The sequence below is a fragment of the Lentzea sp. NPDC042327 genome (assembly GCF_040647275.1).
In the GTDB taxonomy this organism is placed as follows: domain Bacteria; phylum Actinomycetota; class Actinomycetes; order Mycobacteriales; family Pseudonocardiaceae; genus Lentzea.
In genome coordinates, this window is sequence record NZ_JBEZBX010000009.1 from 213,161 (window position 1) to 232,288 (window position 19,128).

Below are 19,128 nucleotides of genomic sequence, written 5' to 3' on the forward strand. Positions count from 1 at the left end.
GTTCGGGGGTACCCCTGCGCGAGCCTGCGTCGGGGCTCTCCGCGGCGGGATTCGGAGCCGGTTCCTCCGCAGCCCGTTCCTCCGCTGGGGGTTTCGAAGCCGGTTCCGCCGCAGTGGGTTCCGCAGCCCGTTCCTCTGCAGCGGGTTTCGAAGTCGATTCCTCCGCAGCCCGTTCCTCCGCTGCAGGTTCCGGGGCCGGTTCCGCCGCAGCCGGTTCCTCCGCCGCGCGAACCCGCGGCCGGTAGGCCGCCTTGCGCAGGTGCCGGTACCGCGGCCCGGCACCCCCCGGCTTCTCCGAAGGCTCCAACGGCTCAGAAGAACCGGGCGAACGCGTCGAGTCAGTCATATCCCTCTCCAAGCCCAGAAAAAGGGCGCACTCCACCGGCACACCGGCCAGCGGTGCGCACGAAAGCCAGAAAAGTGGTTCAGCTGGGCAACGTCACCCGGATGCACGACCCGGGGTCGACCACGGCGATGGTGCCGCCGTGCAGGTCCACCACCCACCGGGCGATGGCGAGACCGAGCCCGGTCCCACCGCCGCCCGCGCGTTCCCCGCGGGTGAACCGCTCGAAGATCCGCGACCGGTCGGCCAGGGCGATCCCCGGCCCCTCGTCGCGCACCTCCAGCACCACCGACCCGCCGGACGCGTACCCGGACACGGTCACCAACCCCCCGGTGGGACCGTGCCGGGCCGCGTTGTCCACCAGGTTCACCAGCACCTGGTGCAGCCGTTCCCCGTCGGCCAGGACCGTCAGCCCGTCGGCGACCGACACCTCGAAGGACGCCGTGGGGGCAGCGACCGACGCCTCCGCCACCACGTCCGCCACCAGCGCCGCCACCGACAGCGGTTCCCGGTTCAGCGACAGCACCCCGGCGTCGATCTTCGACAGGTCCAGCAGCTCCGTGACCAGCCGGCCCAGCCGTTCGGTCTGGGCCAGCGCGGTCCGCATCGTCGCCGCGTCGGGCTGGGCGACGCCGTCGACGACGTTCTCCAGCACGGCCTGCAACGCCGAGATCGGCGTCCGCAGCTCGTGCGACACGTTGGCGATGAGCTCGCGCCGCTGCTGGTCGGCGGCGGCCAGGTCCGAGGCCATCACCGAGAACGCCTCCGCGAGCTGCCCGACCTCGTCGACCGAGGTCGCGCGCACCCGCAGCGAGTAGTCGCCGGAGGCCATCGACCGGGCCGCCGAGGTCATCTCCCGCAACGGCGAGGTCATGCCGTGCGCCAGCAGCTGCGAGGTGATGAGCCCCAGCACCAGCGCCATCAGCGTGGTGCGCGGCGGCAGCCACCCGGTCGCGTACCGGAAGTAGGCGAACGACACGCACCCGGACACCACGATCACGATCCCGAGCTTCAGCTTGATGGACCGCACCGAGTCCAGCGGACGCGGCAGCAGGTCCAGCAGAGCCAGGACCCTCCTCACCGGGGCACCTCCAGCGCGTACCCGATGCCGTGCACGGTGCGGATGAGGTCGGCCCCGAGCTTGCGCCGCAACGCCTTCACGTGGCTGTCCACCGTCCGCGACGACGCGCCGTCGTGCCACCCGCACGCCTCGGACAGCAACCGGTCGCGGCCCTGCACCGCGGACGGCCGTTCGGCCAGGAACACCAGCAGGTCGTACTCGGTCGGCGTCAGGTGCGCCTCGGTGCCGCCCCGGTGCACGCGCCGTGCCGCGAGGTCGATCGACAGGTCCCCCAGCTCCAGCGTGCGCGACACCGCCGCCCGCGAGACCCGCCGCAGCAGCACGTGCACCCGAGCGGCCAGCTCGCGCATCGAGAACGGCTTGGTCAGGTAGTCGTCCGCCCCCACGGCGAGCCCGACCAGCAGGTCCGTCTCGTCCCCGCGAGCAGTCAGCATCAGCACCGGCACCGTGCGCGCCGCCTGGATGCGGCGGCACACCTCCAGCCCGTCGAACCCCGGCAGCATCACGTCGAGGACCACCAGGTCCGGGACGAACGACGCCGCGGCGGCCACCCCCGACGGACCGTCGTGGGCCACGGACACCTCGAAGCCCTCCGCCCGCAGCCGCGCGGCCACGGACTCGGCGATCGTGATGTCGTCCTCGACCACGAGCACCCGGCGCTGACCTGTCATGACGGCGACTTTAAGACCCGCTCGTGGAGGACGCCGGGACAAGTTGTGAAGATCGTGTGCAGAGCGCTGTAGGTTCACGTCATGAACGTCCTCGAAGCGGTCCTGGAGAGGATCACCTACGCCAACGAGGACAACGGCTACACCGTCGCGAAGGTCGACACCGGCCGCGGTGACCTGGTCACGGTCGTCGGCGCGCTGCTCGGCGCCCAGCCCGGCGAGTCGATCAGGATGCGCGGCCGCTGGGGTTCGCACCCGCAGTACGGCAAGCAGTTCCACGTCGACGACTACACGACCGTCCTGCCCGCCACGATCCAGGGCATCCGCCGCTACCTGGGCTCCGGGCTGATCAAGGGCATCGGCCCGGTCCTCGCCGACAAGATCGTCACGCACTTCGGCGTCGACGCGCTCGACGTCATCGAGCACACGCCCGAGCGCCTCATCGAGGTGCCGAAGCTCGGCCCCAAGCGCACGAAGGCCATCGCGGACGCCTGGGAGGAGCAGAAGGCCATCAAGGAGGTCATGGTCTTCCTCCAAGGGGTCGGCGTCTCCACGTCGCTGGCCGTCCGCATCTACAAGCAGTACACCGACAAGGCCGTCGACGTCGTGCGCGAGGAGCCGTACCGGCTGGCGAGCGACGTGTGGGGCATCGGCTTCAAGACCGCCGACGTGATCGCCAAGGCCGTCGGCATCCCGCACGACAGCCCGCAGCGGGTCAAGGCCGGCCTGCAGTTCACGCTCTCCGAGGCCACCACCGACGGCAACTGCTACCTGCCGGAGCAGGCGCTCATCGCGGAGGCCATCAAGATCCTCCAGGTCGACACCGGGCTCGTCATCGACTGCCTCGCCGAGCTCGTCGAGGAGGAGGGCGTGGTCCGCGAGGAGCTGCCCGACGACGAGATCGCGATCTACCTGGTGCCGTTCCACCGCGCGGAGATCTCACTGGCGGCCCAGCTCAGGCGCCTGCTGCACAGCGACACCGACCGCATGCCGAGCTTCCAGGGCGTGAACTGGGACAGGGCGCTCGCCTGGCTCGGCACCGAGCTGGAGCAGCACCAGCGGGAGGCCGTGCAGCTCGCCCTCACCCGCAAGGTCGCGGTGCTCACCGGCGGACCGGGCTGTGGCAAGAGCTTCACCGTGCGCTCGATCGTCCGGCTGGCGCTGGCCAAGCGCGCGAAGGTCGTCCTGGCCGCCCCGACCGGCCGCGCCGCGAAGCGCCTCACCGAGCTGACCGGCCACGAGGCCCGCACCGTGCACCGGTTGCTGGAGCTCAAGCCCGGCGGTGACGCCGCCTACGACCGCGACCACCCGCTCGACGCCGACCTGGTCGTGGTGGACGAGGCGTCGATGCTGGACCTGCTGCTCGCCAACAAGCTCGTGAAGGCCGTGCCGCCGGGCGCGCACCTGCTGCTGGTGGGTGACGTCGACCAGCTGCCGTCCGTCGGGGCGGGCGAGGTGCTCAGGGACGTGCTGGCCCACGGCAGTCCGGTCCCGAACGTCCGGCTCACGCACATCTTCCGGCAGGCGCAGGAGTCGGGCGTCGTCACGAACGCCCACCGCATCAACAGCGGCGAGTACCCGGTGGTGCAGGGCCTGCCGGACTTCTTCCTCTTCGCCGCCGACGAGGCCGAGGACGCCGCGACCCTCACGGTCGACGTCGTGGCGAACCGCATCCCGCGCAGGTTCCGGCTCGACCCGCGCAAGGACATCCAGGTGCTCGCTCCCATGCACCGCGGCCCTGCCGGTGCCGGCTCGCTGAACGCGGTGCTGCAGGAGGCGCTGACGCCGTCGCGGGAGAACCTGCCGGAGAAGCGCTTCGGCGGCCGGGTGTTCAAGGTGGGGGACAAGGTCACCCAGGTCCGCAACAACTACGACAAGGGCCGCAACGGCGTCTTCAACGGCACCCTGGGCGTCGTCACCGCGCTGGACCCGGTCGAGCAGAAGCTCACCATCCGCACCGACGAGGACGAGGACGTCGACTACGAGTTCTCCGAGCTGGACGAGCTCAGCCACGCCTACGCCATGACCATCCACCGGTCGCAGGGCAGCGAGTACCCGTGCGTGGTCATCCCGATCACGACCAGCGCGTGGATGATGTTGCAGCGCAACCTGCTCTACACCGCCGTCACGCGCGCGAAGAAGCTCGTCGTCCTCGTGGGCTCGAAACGCGCCATCGGCCAGGCCGTGCGCACCGTGGGGGCCGGCCGCCGCCACACCGCGCTGGCCCACCGCCTGCGCACCGGCTGACCCGCCCGATCCCGGCGAGCTCAGTCCAGGCTGCGGACGATCGTGGGCTCCAGCCCCTCGTCGTCGTCGGTGAGGGAGCCGCGCCAGGGGAAGTACAGGTGGTCCGGCAAGCCGAGGTAGGAGATCTCAGCGACGTTGGTGTCGAGGTGGAGATGATCCATGGCTGACGCTCCCGTTGGGTTCCCGTGGGCTGTGTGCGGACCTCGCTGTCGTCGAGTCGGTTTCGGCGTGGAGCACAATAACCGCTGCGATGCTGGGACCGATCTTATTGATTTTCGTCACAGCTCGCCAAGCGGCAGTTTGCGGGTCCCACTGACCGGACGGTAGTCATCCGTCCGGTCGAACGGACTGGCGCGGCTCACCCGGACGGCCGATCATCGGTGGTCATGCGGACCGCCCTCGCCCTGCTCGCCGGCCTGACCCTGCTGCTCAGCCCGGCACCGGCGCCGGCGGACGGTCCACAGGCGACGTACGTGCTGCGGGTCCCGGCCCCGCTGGGGGAATCGGCCGAACGGCTGCTCGGCCTCGGCTATGACGTCGCGGAACACCGCGACGGCGCGGACCTCTTCGTCATCGGGAACGCGCACACCGCCGACGACCTCCGCGCCGACGGTTTCCAGTCCACTGTCGAGTCGGCGCTGCCCGCGTCTCAACAGGTGCCGCGGTCGCCCGACGCCACGACCTACTACGGCGGCTACCGCACGGTCACCGCGCACCTCGCCCACCTCGACGAGGTCGCCGCACAGCACCCGGACCTCGCGACCGTCGTCGACTACGGCGACTCCTGGCGCAAGACCCAGGGCGACGGCGGCCACGACCTGAAAGCCGTCTGCATCACCAGGATGGCGCCCGGCGACTGCGCGCTGACGCCGGCCGCGCCGAAGCCGCGGCTGTTCGTGATGGGGCAGCTGCACGCCCGCGAGATCACCACCGGTGACCTGGCGTGGCGGTTCGTCGACGACCTGGTCGGCTCCGACCTGACCGCGCTGCTCGACGACCTGGAGGTCTGGGTCGTGCCGATCGCGAACCCCGACGGCGTGGACATCGTCGAGTCCGGCGGCGACACCCCCGTGCCGCACCGCAAGAACGCGCAGGGCACCTGCTCCAGCGGTCCGCGCGGCGTCGACCTCAACCGCAACGCCGGCTCGCACTGGGGTGAGGTCGGCAGCTCCGCGAACAGGTGCAGCGAGGTCTACCGCGGCCCGCGCGCCGACTCCGAGGTGGAGACCCAGGCGCTGCAAGCGTTGTGGCGCAGCCTCTACCGCGACACCCGCGCGCCCGGTGACACCGCGGCGGCCACACCGGACACGACCGGTGCCGTGATCTCCATGCACAGCTACGGCAACTACGTGCTCTTCCCGTGGGGCTGGAGCACGCAGAAGTCCGGCAACGACGAGGCGCTGCGCAGGATCGCGAACGAGATGGCCGCGCTGTCCGGGTTCCGCGCGGGCCAGCCGGGCGAGCTGCTCTACAACGCCTCCGGTGCCACCGACGACTGGGTGTACGACGACCTGGGCGTGCCGAGTTTCGTCTGGGAGATCGGTGCCTCGTCGGGCACCTGCGGCGGGTTCCTGCCGCCTTTCTCCTGTCAGCAGGACGTGCATTGGCCGAAAGTGCGCGCAATGCTCGTCTCGGCCATGAAAGCGGCGCACAAGCCCTATTGATCCGGCCCGATCAGCCGTCGTTCGCCCCTGAGGGCAGATCACGCCACCTGGAACCGCCGATCTCCGCCCGGTCGGTGACGGCCGATCTCGTTGCCGTGCAAGCGATTCCACACCAGGGCGCCCTCCGGGTCAGGGTCACCCCTAGGGAGGCCCGTCCGCCTTGAGGTGGATGCGGCGGTCCCCGCGCCTCGACAAGGTGGTGGACATGGGGATTCGACTGAGAGTTCGACTCGTGGCCGGCATCACGACGGCCGGACTGCTCGCCGCCACCACCGGCACCGCGCTCGCGGCCGACACCACGGCCGGCGCCACCGGCGGCGCGATCGACCGCGGGGTCGTGCAGGGGGCGCTCGACCAGATCACGGCGAGCGGGGGAGCGCTCGGCGTCCAGGTCAGGGTGACCGACGGGCGCCACCGCCTCACCGCACGGTCCGGCAAGGCCGAGCTCGACCGCAACCGCCCGGTGCCGGAGAACGGCCGGTTCCGCATCGGCAGCATCACCAAGACGTTCGTGTCGACGGTGCTGCTGCAGCTCGCCGGCGAGGGCAAGCTCGACCTGGACGCGCCCGTCGTGCGCTACCTGCCCGGTTCGATCGACACCCGCATCACCGTGCGGCAGGTGTTGCAGCACACCAGCGGGCTCTACGACTACACCAGCGCGCTGCCGCTCGACCCGGACGGCTTCGAGCAGATCCGCTACAAGCACTGGTCACCGCAGGAGATGCTCAAGATCTCCACGGACCGGCCGCTCGACTTCGAGCCCGGCACGCAGTGGAGCTACTCCAACACCAACTACGTCGTCGCCGGCCTGCTGGTCGAGAAGATCACCGGCCGCCCGTACGAGAAGGCCGTCGAGCAGCGCATCCTCAAGCCGCTGCGGCTGGCCGACACCGAGGTGCCCGGCGACGACCTCGACATCAGGGGCCCGCACGCGCACGGCTACTCGACCGTGAAGGGCAAGCCGACCGACGTCACCCGCCTCAACCCGTCGGTCGCGTGGGCCGCCGGTGAGATGATCTCCACGACGAAGGACCTCGACACGTTCGTCGTCGCGCTGGCGAGCGGCAAGCTGCTCAAGCCCGCGCAGCAGCAGGAGATCAGCAGGACGACCGCGGTCAGTCCCGACTACGGCCTGGGCCTGCAGGTGCAGACCCTGCCGTGCGGCACGAAGGTGTGGGGCCACGGCGGCGGCATCCCCGGCTACTCCTCGGAGCTGCTGACCACGCCGGACACCCGGAAGCGCCTGGAGCTGTCGGCGACCAGCGCGCCGACCAGCGGCAACCCCACCGACGCCTACCTGAAGCTGCTCACCGAAGCGTTCTGCTGACCCGCCTGTTTCCGGGCAAACGAAAGGGGAGCTGGGCTGACCAGCTCCCCTCCCGGCGTTGTCGAAGGACTACCCGAGGGCGTTCTTCATCGCGGTGATCAACTCTCCGTTCGCGGTGTCACCCGTGAGCTCCCAGAAGAACGCGCCGCCCAGACCCTGGCCGCGTGCCCACTGGATCTTGCTGGTGATCGTCTGCGGGGTGTCGTAGCTCCACCACTGGCCGTTGCAGAACGCGTAGGCCGTGCCGGCGATCGTGCCGGTGGTGGGGCACTTGGTCTTCAGGACCTTGTAGTCCTCGATGCCCGCCTCGAACGTGCCGGGAGCCGGGCCGGTCGCCGTGCCACCGGGGGTGGCCTGCGTGACGCCCGTCCAGCCGCGGCCGTAGAAGCCGATGCCGAGCAGGAGCTTGCTGGCCGGAACGCCCTTCGAGCGCAGCTTCGAGATCGCGGCCTCGGAGTTGAACCCGGCGGTCGGGATGCCGTTGTACGACGTGAGCGGGGAGTGCGGAGCCGTCGGGCCCTGGGCCGCCCACGCACCGAAGTAGTCGTACGTCATGACGTTGTACCAGTTCAGGTACTGCGCCGCGCCGCCGTAGTCGGCCGCGTCGATCTTGCCGCCGGCGGAGCCGTCAGCCGTGATCGCAGCGGTCACCAGGAAGTTCTGGCCGAACTTGGTGCGCAGCGCCTGCGACATGTTCTTGAACGCCGCCGCACCGCTCGTGTCGCACGACAGGCCACACGCGTTCGGGTACTCCCAGTCGATGTCGATGCCGTCGAACAGACCGGCCCAGCGCGGGTCCTTCAGCAGGTTGTAGCAGGAGTCGACGAACGCGGGCAGGTTCCGCGACGCCTCACCGAAGCCGCCGGACCAGGTCCAGCCGCCGAACGAGTACAGCACCTTGAGGTGCGGGTACTTCTTCTTCAGCTTCATCAGCTGGTTGAAGTTGCCGCGCACCGGCTGGTCCCACGTGTCGGCCACGCCGTCGACGGCTTCCGCCGCGGTCATCGCCTTCTCGATCGCGGGGAAGGCCTCACCGATGGTGCACTTGCCGCCGACCACGTTGCCGAACGAGTAGTTGATGTGCGTGAGCTTCGACGCCGAACCCGAGGTGTCGATGTTCTTCACCTGGTAGTTGCGGGCCGGGTACACACCCCACTCCGTGAAGTAGCCCAGGTTGATCTTCCCGGGAGGCGGCGGCGGACCGGTGGTCGTCGTCGTGGTGGTCGTGGTGGTGGTCGTCGTGCTCGTGGTGGTGCTGGTCGTGGTCGTGGTGGTCGGGTTCGTCCCGCCCGCCTCGCACGAGCCGCCGTTGAGCTTGCAGTTCGTCGGCGCACCGAACGTGCCGGTGTACGAGCCGTTGAAGCCGAAGCTCACCGACCCGCCGGCACCGATGTTGCCGTTCCAGGTGTTCTTGACCGTGACGTTCTGACCGCTCGTCGTGTACGAGCCGTCCCACAGCGAGGTCACGCGGTGGTTGGCCGGGAGCGTGAACTCCACGGTCCACGACGTCAGGGCCGCCGCGCTGTTGTTCGTGATCGTGTACTTGCCCTCGAAGCCCGTTCCCCAGTCCGAACCCTTGGAGAACGTGGCGGAAACGCCACCGGCACCGCTCGCGGCGGGCACGACGACGATTCCGAGGACCATCGCGGCTACTGCCGCGAAGAGAGCAGCTAGATGCCATCGGAACTTGGACATCGGTCTCCTCAGTCGCAGGGGGTGCCTGAACGATGTGGTTTAGACCACTTGAAGGTCAAGGTCTAGACCTCTGCCGTCACTCGAACGGACTAGTGCTGATGCGGTTCAGAAGCCTTTTCCGCCGCCACGCCCTACTGTCGGTCGATGCGCGCAAACCTTTGCGCAGCCCGGTGGCCGGTCAGCCGATGGCGCGTTCCGCGCCCCACGCCGCGATGTCCTCGCGGCTGCTCAGCCCGAGCTTGTCCCGCAGGCGCTGCAACCGGGCCGCCACGGTGCGGACGGACACGTTGAGCCGGTTCGCGATCTGCTGGTTCGTCAGTCCGGCCGACAGCAGCGCGACGACACGCCGTTCGTGGTCGTCCAGCTCGCCGTGCGCGGCCTCCGTGCGGTCGAGCCACACCTCGTCCTGGATGAACGCCTCGATCTCGGTCGGGGTCAAAGGGGTTGCGGCCTCATCGGCCCGCTGGGTGGGCAGCATCAGCCGCGCGGTGTTCATCGCACCGGCGACCTTCTCGGCCCAGAACGGGTCCGGCACAACGCCGACCGACCGGCGCATCGCCCGCCCGGTCGCTTCCAGCCGCAGCGCGCGCTCAGCCTGACCGCGCAGCATCGCCGCTATGGCGAGGCCTTCCAACGCGTCCGGGGCGCTCAGCGGGTTCACGCCGTCCATCCGCAGCGCCTCCCGGAAGGCGTGCGCCGCCTCGTCCAGATCGCCCTGCACCAACGCCACGGCGCCCCGCGTGGTGAGGGCACCGGCGATGCGCGCGGGCACACCCGACGTGCGCGAGATCGGCAACGCCTTCATGACCGCCTTCTCGGCGCGTTCGTGCTTGCCCAGCGACAACGCCGTCCGCGCCAGGTCGACCAGGCACGTCGCGCGCGCAAGGGGTTCACCGAGCAGCTCCGCGACGCGCAGGCACTCGGTGTTGTTCTCGTCCGACGCCTCCCAGTCGCCGCTCGACTGCTGCACCGCCGCGAGCGTGCTGCGGCAGCTCATCACCAGCGCCGGGTGACCGATGCCGCGCACCAGCCGCGACGCCTCACCGGACAGCTCGACGGCCTCGTCGCGGTCACCCTGCTCGGCGGCGAACCTGGCCGCGTGGTTGAGCGCCACGCACCGGTAGTCGTCCCTTGTGGACGGTCGCCGCAGTGCGTCCCGCAGCAGCGCCCTGGCCTGGCCGAGCCGCCCCCGCCGGGCAGCGCAGTCGGCGAGCGCCGCGGTGAGCAGCAACAACCGCTCGTCAGCGCGGTCCGCAGCCCACTCGACGGTGCCGAGCAGGCTGTCGACGTGGTTGTCGAGCCGGTCCTGCACCTCCGCCGGCATCGACAGCGGCGCGGTGATCAGCACGTCCGACAGGTCGGTGAACCACCGCGCCAGCGCCTCGAACGCGACGTCCAGCTCACCCGCCACGGCCAGCTTCTCCCTGGCGTGCAGGCGAACCGGCTCCAGCTGCCGGAACCGCGTCGTGCCCGGCACCGCGGTCAGCAACGACTTGGCCTGCAACCGGGACAGCACGTCCAGCACCGGTTCCGCCGACCGTTCCGTCGAACACACCTCGGTGGCCGCCGCCAGGTCGAACCCGCCGTCGAACACGCTCAGCCTGCGCAGCACGAACTGCTCGTCCGGCTGCAGCAACCGGTAGCTCCAGTCGATCGCCTCCCGCAACGACCGCTGCCGCGCGGGCGACTTGCGGCAGCCCAGCGTCAGCAGCTCCAGCGGCTCGTCCACGCGGTCGCAGATGTCCGCCACCGGCAGCAGCTGCACCCAGCGCGCGGCCAGCTCGATCGCCAGCGGCATGCCCTCCAGCCGCGCGCACAGCAGCGCGACCGCCGCCGTGTTCTCCGGCGTGAGGCGGAAGTCCGGCTTGCGCTCGCGTGCGCGTTCGACGAACAGCTTCACCGCCTCCGACCGCGGCGCCGCCGTCGTGACCAGGTCGCGGTCCGTCGACGGCACCGGCAGGCCCTCCACGTGGAAGCTCACCTCACCGCTGATCCACAGCGCCTCCCGGCTCGTCGCGAGCACCCGCACACCGGGACAGCGGTTCAGCAGCAGGTCGGCCAGCTCCGCGCACGTGTCGAGCAGGTGCTCGCAGTTGTCGAGGACGACGACCACCCTCATGTTCACGAGCGTTTCCAGCACCGTGTCCCGCAACGGCTCGTCCGACTGCTCGACCCCCAGGGCGTGCGCGACGGCCGGCAGCACGGCACCACCGTCGGTCACCTGGCCCAGCTCGACCAGCAGCACCCGGTCCGTGCGCCCGCGCCGCAACCGCCCCGCCACCTCCAGCGCGAGCCGCGTCTTGCCCGCACCCGCACTGCCCACGAGCGTAACGAGACGGTGCCGGCGCAGGAGCTGGTCGAGCTTCGTCAGCTCCTGCTGCCGCCCGACGAACGCGTCCCTCGCCGCGGGCAGGTTCGCCAGCACCCGAGGCTTCTGCCTGGTGGCGGGCGCCCGCACGGCCGAGCTCACCCGCCGCCGGTAAGCCCGTTGGCGGCAGGCGTTGGAGCAGTAGGACCTGCGCTGCTCCGAGGTCGAGGGAGGCAGCGCGCCGGCGCACAGGGCACACCGTCCGGTGCTGGTCATGAGCGCCTCTCCTCCAGCCGTAACGGCAGCCCGGTGCCGTCTCGCGGCGGTGTTCCCGCAGGTGGCGGTGGTTGTTCGAGTGCATGCACCCCGTTACGTCCCGGCCTGCGCGAGACGGTGCGCACCGCGCTCGTTATGCCTGCCTTCCCCCGACCCTCGTTCGGCAACAAACTGGTGGCTGGTCCGGTCTGACGGGGAGAACGCATGACGGTGACGACGAGTGCTTCGCGGACGAACGGTGGGCTGCAACTGGTGAACAAGCCGCGCACGACCACCGTCGGCATCGCCGACGACGAGGTGCTGATCCGCACCGGCGTCCGCGGCGTGCTGGAACGCTCCGGCACCATCGCCGTGGTCGGCGAGGCGAGCGACGGCACCGGCGCACTCGAACTGGCCCGCCGCCACCGCCCGCAGGTCCTGCTGCTGGACGCCGCCCTGCCCGGCATGGAGGGCCTGACCGCCGTCCGCATGATCCGCAGGCACGCCCCCGGCACCCAGGTGATCATGCTCTGCACCCCGCCCACCGAGGAGCTGCTGTTCCCCGCACTGCGCGCCGGAGCAGCGGGCTTCCTGCCCAGGAACGGCGACCCCGACACCCTCGTGACCGCCGTCCGCGCCGTGGCGGCGGGCGAAGCCGTCCTCTCCCCGTCCGCCACCCGCGCCCTCGTGGACCACTTCACCGGCGCCGACTCGGACCGCCGCGACGCCGCCCGCAGCCGCATCGGCCTGCTCACCCGCCGCGAACAGGAGGTGCTGGTGTACCTGGCCCAGGGCATGGCCAACGCCCGCATCGCCCGGCTGATGTACCTGTCGGAAGGGGCGATCAAGGCCCACGTCAGCCGACTGCTGACGAAACTCCGCTGCGACAACCGCGTCCAAGCCGCCCTCATCGCACGCGACGCCGCCCTTCCCTGCTGAAGTCCACCCCTGTCGCAACGGCGCGACAACCAGCCTATCCAGGCCTGATCGCATCGCGAAGCAGGTCACCCGGTTGGCCCCGTCGCGGTGATGTCCCCTTCCCGCCAGCATTCGACGGCGCACACGGGCACTATTGAGGACATGCACCACTCCGCGCCCTCGGCCCGCGCGTCCATCGTCGAGCGCGCAACACTTCTGCTCGCCGACGGTTTCGTCGAACGCTCCGGCGTCCGCGCACTGGCGTCCCACCTGGGTTGCACCACAAGCCATCTGCGCACCCAACTGGTCGACTCCCTGGGCGCCGACGCCCGAACCCTCTCCGCCGCGTTCGCCGCCGGCCGCGCCCTGCCCGCCATCACCGCACTCCCGCACCAGATCCCGCTCCGCCTGCCGTTCCACACCCCGCTGTTCCCCGACAACCTCTTCGGACACCTCATCGCCACCGCCGTCCCCGGCGTGGAGGAGTGGCGCGACAACACCTACCGCCGCACCCTCCGCCTCCCGCACGGCCCGGGAATCGCCGCACTCAGCCCCCGCCCCGACCACGTGGCAGCGGTGTTCGCCTTGACCGACGTCCGCGACCTGCCCGCAGCGGTGGCCCTGTGCCGCTTCCTGCTGGACCTCGACGCCGACCCGTCCGCCATCGACACCGCACTGGCCGCGGACCCGGTCCTCGAACCGTTGGTGCACAAGGCCCCCGGCCGCCGCGTCCCCCGCACCGTCGACGGCGCCGAGTTCGCCGTCCGAGCCGTCCTCGGCCAACAGGTCTCCACCGCCGCGGCCCGCACCCACGCCGCCCGCCTGGTCCAGCGCTTCGGCACCCCGGTCGCCGACCTCCACCTGTTCCCCCTGTCGTTCGACCCGGCGACCCTGGCCGTGCCGACCTCCCGCCGCACGACCATGGCCGCGCTGCTCGGTGCCCTGGAGTCCGGTTTGGACCTGTCGATGTCCGCGGACCCCACCGTCGTCCGGGAGGCTCTGCACGCTTTGCCCGGCTTCGGGCCGTGGACCGTGGAGTCCATCGCGATGCGCGCCCTGGGAGACCCGGACGCCTTCTTGCCGACCGATCTCGGGATCAAGCTGGCGGCTGCGTCACTCGGGTTGCCGGTGACTCCGGCGGCGTTGAGCCGGCGGGCTGCGGAGTGGCGGCCTTGGCGGTCCTATGCGGTGCAACACCTGTGGGCCACCGGGGAGCACGAGGTGAACCGCATCCCGTCGTGATCCGGCCACGGCTCGCACCGCCGGAGTGCGGCTTCCGCGCGCACGTCCTGGTTTTCGCCGCTCACGGCGCGGTTCCCGCTACCCATGCCTCGGCCCCTGCCGCACACGGCCCGTTTCTCGCCCCACCACGTGCCCGCTCCACCGCGCACCCCACCGCGCGCCCGCCCCACCGCGTGCCCGCTTCGCCGCGTGCCCACCGCCTAGCGGGCCCACGGCCTTGCGTAGCCGCCTACTGCCTGACCCCCGCCACCCGAGGCGCGCCCCCGCCGTCCACCGCACGGTTCCCGTACCGCCGCTGCACGTTGGCGTACATCGTCCCCGTCGACCCCTCCGCCACGAACCCCGGCAACGCCGGCACATCCCTCGAAACCCCTTGCAGCGCCTCGAAAACCTCCCGCGCCGACCCCGGCCGCCCGTCCGGTTCCTTGGCCAGCAGCCGCTGCACCACCCCGTTGAGCCCGCCCGCGACGGCTCGCGGCACCTCGCGCACGTGCCGTTCGAACACCGCGTACGCCGTCGGGCCGGTGAACAGCTGTGCGCCGGTCAGCATCTCGTGCAGCACGCACCCCAGCGCGTACAGGTCGCTGCGCGGCTCGGCGACTCCGCGCTGGATCTGCTCGGGCGCCATGTACGAGGGGGTGCCCAGGATCTGGCCGGCGCGGCTGAACGGGGCCACGTCGCTCTCCCGCAGCAGGGCCAGGCCGAAGTCGAGGACCTTCACGGCGCCGTCGGGGCAGAGCATCAGGTTCGTGGGCTTGAGGTCGCGGTGGCAGATGCCGCGGTCGTGGGCCGCGGCCAGCACGGCGGCGGTCTGGGCGGCGATGTTGGCGGCCCACGGTTCGGGCAGGGGGCCGAACTCGTCGACCAGGTCGGCGATGGTGACGCCGTCAACGAACTGCATCACCTGGAACAGGCGCTGGTCATACGTGCCGAAGTCGTAGAGCACCGGGACGCCGGGGTGTTCGAGCTTCGCCACGATGCGCGCTTCGCGTGCGAAGCGCTGCTGGACCTCCTCGTCGCTCCCGGGCAGTTGCAGGAGCTTGACCGCCACGCGGCGATCCAGGCGCAGGTCGCGGCCGCGGTGCACGGCGCCCATGCCTCCCCGGCCCAGCGGCAGGTCGTCGATCTCGTAGCGGTCGGCGATCAGCACCGGCGCAGCCTAACCGCCGCCGGCGACGGGCTGTTCCGGTTCGCGTGCGGGTCCCGGTCGCCTGTCCCGCGCGCTTCCTCGTCAGCGAGGCGGGCGAGACCGCGAATCCGGACATCTCGATCGGGTGAATTGGGGTCACGGTGCGTGCTCATCGCCGTGCGCCCTACGCAGGTCCGATCTGGCCGCCGAGCAACCCGTTGTATCCCAAACGGACCAGCTCCGCAGCGCCCTCCAGGCTGTCCTCCAGGTCCCTGAGCTGCACGAACGCGCGGCCATAGCGTCGTTGTTCGTCCAGCGGCAGCGACGGGACCTGGGTGCGGCGGACGTCCAGGCGCGTCGAGCCGGTGGGGGTGCGGGCGAGCGCGGCGCGGAGCAGGCCGGTCAGGTAGTCCGGGTCGAGGCGGGCCGGGTCGATCTCGTAGGTCGCGCCGGTCGGGGACGTGACGACGTGCGGGCCGGGGGCCGCCCGGAGCAGGTCGCCGATGGTCGTCATCGGCGGCAGGACGCGGTCGTGCAGTTCCGGCGGCTCGGGCATCGAGTACTTCGCGCGGGTCTCCACGTAGGCGCGGCCGTGCTGGCCCCGCAGGCGGCCGGGGCTCAGGTCGACGTCGTCGTCGAGGAGGTCGAGCACGCGCGTGTTCGGATCGAGCGACTCCGGGCGGTCGACCGAGTCGGGGGAGTCGAGCAGCGTCACGTGCTCGGGTGCGCGGTCGCTCGGGTGCGGGTGGCGCAGCAGCCACAGGTCGCGGCCCGGCTGGACGGTGATCACCGCGGTCACGGCGCCGGCGCGCAGGAGGTTGCCGCGCACGCGTTTGCCGGCCCGGCGGGAAGCCGCGGCGGACGGCATCAGGATCGCGACGGGCGCGCCCGGCCTGGCCAGCGACAGGCAGTGCTGCGCCCAGGCCAGCTCGGGTTCACCGCGCGGCGGCTGGCCGTGCGTCCAGCGCGGGTCACCGATCAGCTCCTCGTGACCCCACGCGCGGTCGTGCCACGGCGGGTCGCACAGCACGGCATCCGCCTTCTCGACGATCCCGTTGTGGCGCAACGAGTCGCCGTCCACGACGTAGGCGTCCGGCAGGCGGCGGCGCGCGATCGCGGCCAGCACCGGGTCGAGCTCCTGGCCCACCTTGCGGCGCGCACCGGCCAGCTTCAGCAACGAACCGGTGCCGCACGCCGGGTCGGTCACCGTGCCGTCGTGAGCTTCGGTCAGCGAGACCATCAGCCGCGCGATCTCCGGCGGCGTCGGGTTCAGCAGGCGGGAGTGGGCGGCCGCGTACCGCTCGTGCAGGTACTCGAACGTCACCGCGTCCGCCTCCACGGCCAGCAGCGCCGAACCGAGCTTCAGGTCGTCGACGGTGCGCAGCTGGGTCCAGAGGCGCTCGGCAGGGGAGACGCGGAACGGCTTGCCGTTGCGCCGCAACCATGCCTCCACGTCGCGCAGCAGGTACAACGGACTGGAGGCCGTACCACCGACCGGCACCGGGAAGTCGTCGAACCGGCGCCGCCAGTTCGACACGGCCGCGCGGCCCACGTCTGCCAGACGCGCGATGTCACCGGCGTTGACCGTCTCATCCATGTTCACAACCGTATTGCTTGTGAAGTGACTTCACAAGTGATCTACTGGTGGCATGACACACGAGCTGCGCATCGCCGTGGCCACCGATCCGGGGCTGGTCCGTGAGCAGAACGAGGACTCGGTGTACGTCCGCGCGGACCTGCAGGCGGTGGCCGACGGGATGGGCGGCCACGAGCACGGCGAGCTCGCCAGTGCAATCGCGGTGGACGTTCTGGCGCACTGGCAGGGCGACCTCGGCCCGGCCGTCAGCGAGATCGCGCGCCGGCTCGACGAGGAGGCCCCGCAGGGCACCGGCACCACGCTGACGGCGATCCGCTGGGAGGGCTTGGCGTTCCAGCTGGCCCACATCGGCGACTCCCGCGCGTACGTGCTGAGGGAGGGCGAGTTGCGCCAGCTCTCCCACGACCACACCATGGTGCAGGCCCTCGTCGACGCCGGCCGGCTGACGCCGGAGGAGGCCGCCGGGCACCCGCGCCGCGCGTTCGTGCTGCGGGCCCTGCAGTCCGGCAACTCGCACGACCCGGACCTGTCCTGGCACCAGGCGCACCTCGACGACCGCTACCTGCTGTGCAGCGACGGTCTCACCGACTACACCGACCTGGGCGACGTGCACGAGATCCTGCAGTCCACAGAGGACGGCACGGAGGCCGCCTGGCAGCTCGTCGCGCTGGCCAACGGCAACGGCGGCCCGGACAACATCTCGTGCGTCATCGTCGACGTCGTCCGCAAGAAGTGGTGGCAGCGCTAGAAAGCAAGCGCCGAGGACCAAGCGCCGAGGACCAAGCGCCGCAAAGCAGAAGTGGCCCCCGGGAAGCTTTCCCGGGGGCCACGACCGCAGCTCAGACCGTCAGAGGTTCGACGGCATGCCCGACTCGTCCGCCTGCGCGGTGGACGACGAGCTCAGCAGGTCCTTCACGATCTTGTTGGCCTTCTTCACGGCCGGCGTGATCATCTTGATCTTCACCTTGCCGTTGGAGAGCGTGCCGCCCACCTGGAACGTCTCGGTCTCCCCCGGCAGCGGCAGCGCCTGGCAGCCCGTGAACTGCTTGCGCGGCGTGGCACCGGTCTGGAAGTAGAACGTGATCGGGTCGTCGACGCAGTCCGTGTTGTACGGGAACAGGCCGTGCGAGCCCTCGTTGTCGACGCTGATCAGCTTCGCGCCCGGCAGCGCCTTCGTGGTGGACACGCCACCCTCGTACGGCGTCGCCGCGTCCAGCTCGCTCTGCGCCAGCAGCACGCGCGGGAAGGTCTTCTTGTCCGGCGCGGGCTTCGAGTTCTTGGTCTGCCAGTACGCGCACAGCGGCGTGCTCATGAACGGCGCGATGAACGGCGCGTTCACGGTCAGGTCGGCCTTCCAGTAGTTCCAGTACTGCAGGTTCTGGTTCCACTGGCCGTCCTGGCAGCGGATCGCCTCGAACGTCGCGTCCCAGGTCTCGACCTCGGCGGCGGCCGTCGTGGACTTGACCGCGACGCGCTCCTTCTTCTCGATGGCCGCGAGCGCGTTCGCCTTGGCCTTCGCGATGAACTCGGCGTTCTCCGGCGACAGACCCGGACGCGCCAGCATCTTCGCGACGAGCGCCTCGACGCGCTGGGCGGTGGTGCCCTCGGTCACCGTGCCGGCCACGGTCGCCACCGCGGAGGCCGCGACCTCGTACTGGCTGGTGTCGTACATCGCCGGGATGATGAACCAGGCGGTGAACAGCTGGCCGAGGAAGTCGCGCGTGCCGCCCGCCTTCTCCCAGTTCTTGCGGATCTCGAACGGGTCGGTGCCCGCCTCGTAGATCGCGTTGTTGCGCGCCACGTACGGCAGCAGCGCCTCCTGGAACTGCCGGTCACGGCTGCGCGGCTGCAGGTCCCACGTCTTCTCGAGCGTGGTCTGCGAGGCGTCGACGGCCGAGTCGAGCAGGAAGCGGTGCACCTTGCCCGGGAACACCGTGGCGTACCAGGTGCCCAGCCACGTGCCGTAGGAGTAGCCGATGTACGAGGTCTTCTTCTCCCCGAGCAGCACCCGGATGAAGTCCATGTCGTACGCGGTCTGCTCGGTGGTGATGAACTGCGTGAGCGGGTTCTCCAGGCAGCCGGCGACCTTCGCGCGGTTCAGCACGTCCTCGTCGGTCGAGCTCGGGACCGTGTAGGAGCACTTGAGCGGCGTGGACAGGCCGACGCCGCGCGGGTCGAACCCGATGAAGTCGTACTGGCTCGCCAGAACCGGTGCACGCAGGGCCATCGCCGCACCCCACGGCAGGCCGGAGCCGCCGGGGCCACCGGGGTTGACCAGCGCGATGCCCTGGCGGGCGGTGCCCTTGTAGGCGGTCTCGGTCTTCGAGACCCTCAGGTCGATCGTGTTGCCGTCCTGCGGGTTGTGCCAGTCGCGCGGCACCTTGACCGTGGCGCACGCGAGCCCCTTGACGGTCTTGAACCGCGCGACCGTCTCCTCCGCGACGCCGGGGAAGGTGCACTCCTCCCACTTGATCGTCTGGGTGGTCAGCGCGCCCGCGAGCGCCGCCGTGTCCGGGTCCGCCTTCGGTGCGGCCTGCGCCCCCGGTGAGAGCGCGAGGCTCGAGACGGCGAGCGCCCCGGCCAACGCGACTCTGAGAGTCTTCGTCACTGTCGATCCCTTCCTGCCCCCGCACGGCCTGATGAGCCCGTGCCTT

General features: G+C 70.8%; 14 protein-coding genes. 6 read left to right on the forward strand and 8 right to left on the reverse strand.

Features of this window, described 5'->3' with window-relative positions; genetic code table 11:
- Positions 1 to 425: 425 nt before the first annotated feature.
- Positions 426 to 1,424 (reverse strand): HAMP domain-containing sensor histidine kinase, encoded by a 999-nt coding sequence (locus AB0A63_RS24105; protein WP_360395338.1) that lies wholly within the window; start codon positions 1,422 to 1,424, stop codon positions 426 to 428.
- Positions 1,421 to 2,095, reverse strand: coding sequence for a response regulator transcription factor (locus AB0A63_RS24110; RefSeq protein WP_360395340.1), 675 nt, complete (start codon positions 2,093 to 2,095; stop codon positions 1,421 to 1,423). Before AB0A63_RS24110 ends, AB0A63_RS24105 begins: the two co-directional genes overlap by 4 nt.
- Positions 2,096 to 2,176: 81 nt before the next feature.
- On the opposite strand from AB0A63_RS24110, the gene AB0A63_RS24115 reads away from it, so the two are divergent.
- The gene (locus AB0A63_RS24115; protein WP_360395342.1) at positions 2,177 to 4,339 is read left to right on the forward strand and encodes an ATP-dependent RecD-like DNA helicase; all 2,163 of its coding nucleotides are present in this window, start codon (positions 2,177 to 2,179) and stop codon (positions 4,337 to 4,339) included.
- Positions 4,340 to 4,359: 20 nt separating this feature from the next.
- Here the strand turns inward: AB0A63_RS24115 and AB0A63_RS24120 are convergent, their stop codons facing one another.
- Positions 4,360 to 4,500 carry a hypothetical protein gene (locus AB0A63_RS24120; RefSeq protein ID WP_360395344.1) on the reverse strand — a complete coding sequence of 47 codons (141 nt, stop codon included), beginning with the start codon at positions 4,498 to 4,500 and terminating at the stop codon, positions 4,360 to 4,362.
- A gap of 225 nt (positions 4,501 to 4,725) precedes the next feature.
- Here AB0A63_RS24120 and AB0A63_RS24125 point away from each other — a divergent pair, with 225 nt between their 5' ends.
- Together AB0A63_RS24125 and AB0A63_RS24130 are read left to right on the forward strand one after the other, a co-directional pair.
- Entirely contained in the window at positions 4,726 to 6,003 is a 1,278-nt protein-coding gene (locus tag AB0A63_RS24125; protein WP_360395346.1) for a M14 family zinc carboxypeptidase, read from the forward strand.
- A 205-nt stretch (positions 6,004 to 6,208) separates the two neighbouring features.
- Positions 6,209 to 7,330, forward strand: a complete 1,122-nt coding sequence (locus tag AB0A63_RS24130; protein WP_360395348.1) for a serine hydrolase domain-containing protein — start codon at positions 6,209 to 6,211, stop codon at positions 7,328 to 7,330.
- 69 nt (positions 7,331 to 7,399) lie between these two features.
- On the opposite strand, the gene AB0A63_RS24135 is transcribed toward AB0A63_RS24130, so the two are convergent.
- Both AB0A63_RS24135 and AB0A63_RS24140 read right to left on the reverse strand, forming a co-directional pair.
- The gene (locus tag AB0A63_RS24135; RefSeq protein WP_360395350.1) at positions 7,400 to 9,025 is read right to left on the reverse strand and encodes a glycosyl hydrolase family 18 protein; all 1,626 of its coding nucleotides are present in this window, start codon (positions 9,023 to 9,025) and stop codon (positions 7,400 to 7,402) included.
- A gap of 178 nt (positions 9,026 to 9,203) precedes the next feature.
- Complete coding sequence (locus AB0A63_RS24140; RefSeq protein ID WP_360395352.1) at positions 9,204 to 11,609, reverse strand: tetratricopeptide repeat protein; 2,406 nt, start codon at positions 11,607 to 11,609, stop codon at positions 9,204 to 9,206.
- Positions 11,610 to 11,813: 204 nt separating this feature from the next.
- Between AB0A63_RS24140 and AB0A63_RS24145 the strand changes: the two genes are divergently transcribed.
- Both AB0A63_RS24145 and AB0A63_RS24150 read left to right on the forward strand, forming a co-directional pair.
- Complete coding sequence (locus AB0A63_RS24145; protein ID WP_360395354.1) at positions 11,814 to 12,527, forward strand: response regulator transcription factor; 714 nt, start codon at positions 11,814 to 11,816, stop codon at positions 12,525 to 12,527.
- A 141-nt stretch (positions 12,528 to 12,668) separates the two neighbouring features.
- Positions 12,669 to 13,748 carry an AlkA N-terminal domain-containing protein gene (locus AB0A63_RS24150; RefSeq protein WP_360395356.1) on the forward strand — a complete coding sequence of 360 codons (1,080 nt, stop codon included), beginning with the start codon at positions 12,669 to 12,671 and terminating at the stop codon, positions 13,746 to 13,748.
- Positions 13,749 to 13,977: 229 nt separating this feature from the next.
- On the opposite strand, the gene AB0A63_RS24155 is transcribed toward AB0A63_RS24150, so the two are convergent.
- Positions 13,978 to 14,898, reverse strand: coding sequence for a serine/threonine-protein kinase (locus tag AB0A63_RS24155; RefSeq protein ID WP_360395358.1), 921 nt, complete (start codon positions 14,896 to 14,898; stop codon positions 13,978 to 13,980).
- 163 nt (positions 14,899 to 15,061) lie between these two features.
- Positions 15,062 to 16,474 (reverse strand): N-6 DNA methylase, encoded by a 1,413-nt coding sequence (locus tag AB0A63_RS24160; RefSeq protein ID WP_360395360.1) that lies wholly within the window; start codon positions 16,472 to 16,474, stop codon positions 15,062 to 15,064.
- A gap of 52 nt (positions 16,475 to 16,526) precedes the next feature.
- Here AB0A63_RS24160 and AB0A63_RS24165 point away from each other — a divergent pair, with 52 nt between their 5' ends.
- Positions 16,527 to 17,222, forward strand: a complete 696-nt coding sequence (locus AB0A63_RS24165; protein WP_360395362.1) for a protein phosphatase 2C domain-containing protein — start codon at positions 16,527 to 16,529, stop codon at positions 17,220 to 17,222.
- A gap of 99 nt (positions 17,223 to 17,321) precedes the next feature.
- On the opposite strand, the gene AB0A63_RS24170 is transcribed toward AB0A63_RS24165, so the two are convergent.
- Positions 17,322 to 19,082 (reverse strand): alpha/beta hydrolase, encoded by a 1,761-nt coding sequence (locus tag AB0A63_RS24170; protein ID WP_360395364.1) that lies wholly within the window; start codon positions 19,080 to 19,082, stop codon positions 17,322 to 17,324.
- Positions 19,083 to 19,128: the final 46 nt, after the last annotated feature.

Bases quoted from the DNA above. Each gene is read 5' to 3' on its own strand.
- AB0A63_RS24115 (WP_360395342.1), top strand. From the start codon at position 2,177: ATGAACGTCCTCGAAGCGGTCCTGGAGAGGATCACCTACGCCAACGAG.
- AB0A63_RS24130 (WP_360395348.1), top strand. From the start codon at position 6,209: ATGGGGATTCGACTGAGAGTTCGACTCGTGGCCGGCATCACGACGGCC.
- AB0A63_RS24120 (WP_360395344.1), bottom strand. From the start codon at position 4,500: ATGGATCATCTCCACCTCGACACCAACGTCGCTGAGATCTCCTACCTC.
- AB0A63_RS24110 (WP_360395340.1), bottom strand. From the start codon at position 2,095: ATGACAGGTCAGCGCCGGGTGCTCGTGGTCGAGGACGACATCACGATC.
- AB0A63_RS24160 (WP_360395360.1), bottom strand. From the start codon at position 16,474: ATGGATGAGACGGTCAACGCCGGTGACATCGCGCGTCTGGCAGACGTG.
- AB0A63_RS24165 (WP_360395362.1), top strand. From the start codon at position 16,527: ATGACACACGAGCTGCGCATCGCCGTGGCCACCGATCCGGGGCTGGTC.
- AB0A63_RS24125 (WP_360395346.1), top strand. From the start codon at position 4,726: ATGCGGACCGCCCTCGCCCTGCTCGCCGGCCTGACCCTGCTGCTCAGC.
- AB0A63_RS24145 (WP_360395354.1), top strand. From the start codon at position 11,814: ATGACGGTGACGACGAGTGCTTCGCGGACGAACGGTGGGCTGCAACTG.
- AB0A63_RS24140 (WP_360395352.1), bottom strand. From the start codon at position 11,609: ATGACCAGCACCGGACGGTGTGCCCTGTGCGCCGGCGCGCTGCCTCCC.
- AB0A63_RS24135 (WP_360395350.1), bottom strand. From the start codon at position 9,025: ATGTCCAAGTTCCGATGGCATCTAGCTGCTCTCTTCGCGGCAGTAGCC.
- AB0A63_RS24150 (WP_360395356.1), top strand. From the start codon at position 12,669: ATGCACCACTCCGCGCCCTCGGCCCGCGCGTCCATCGTCGAGCGCGCA.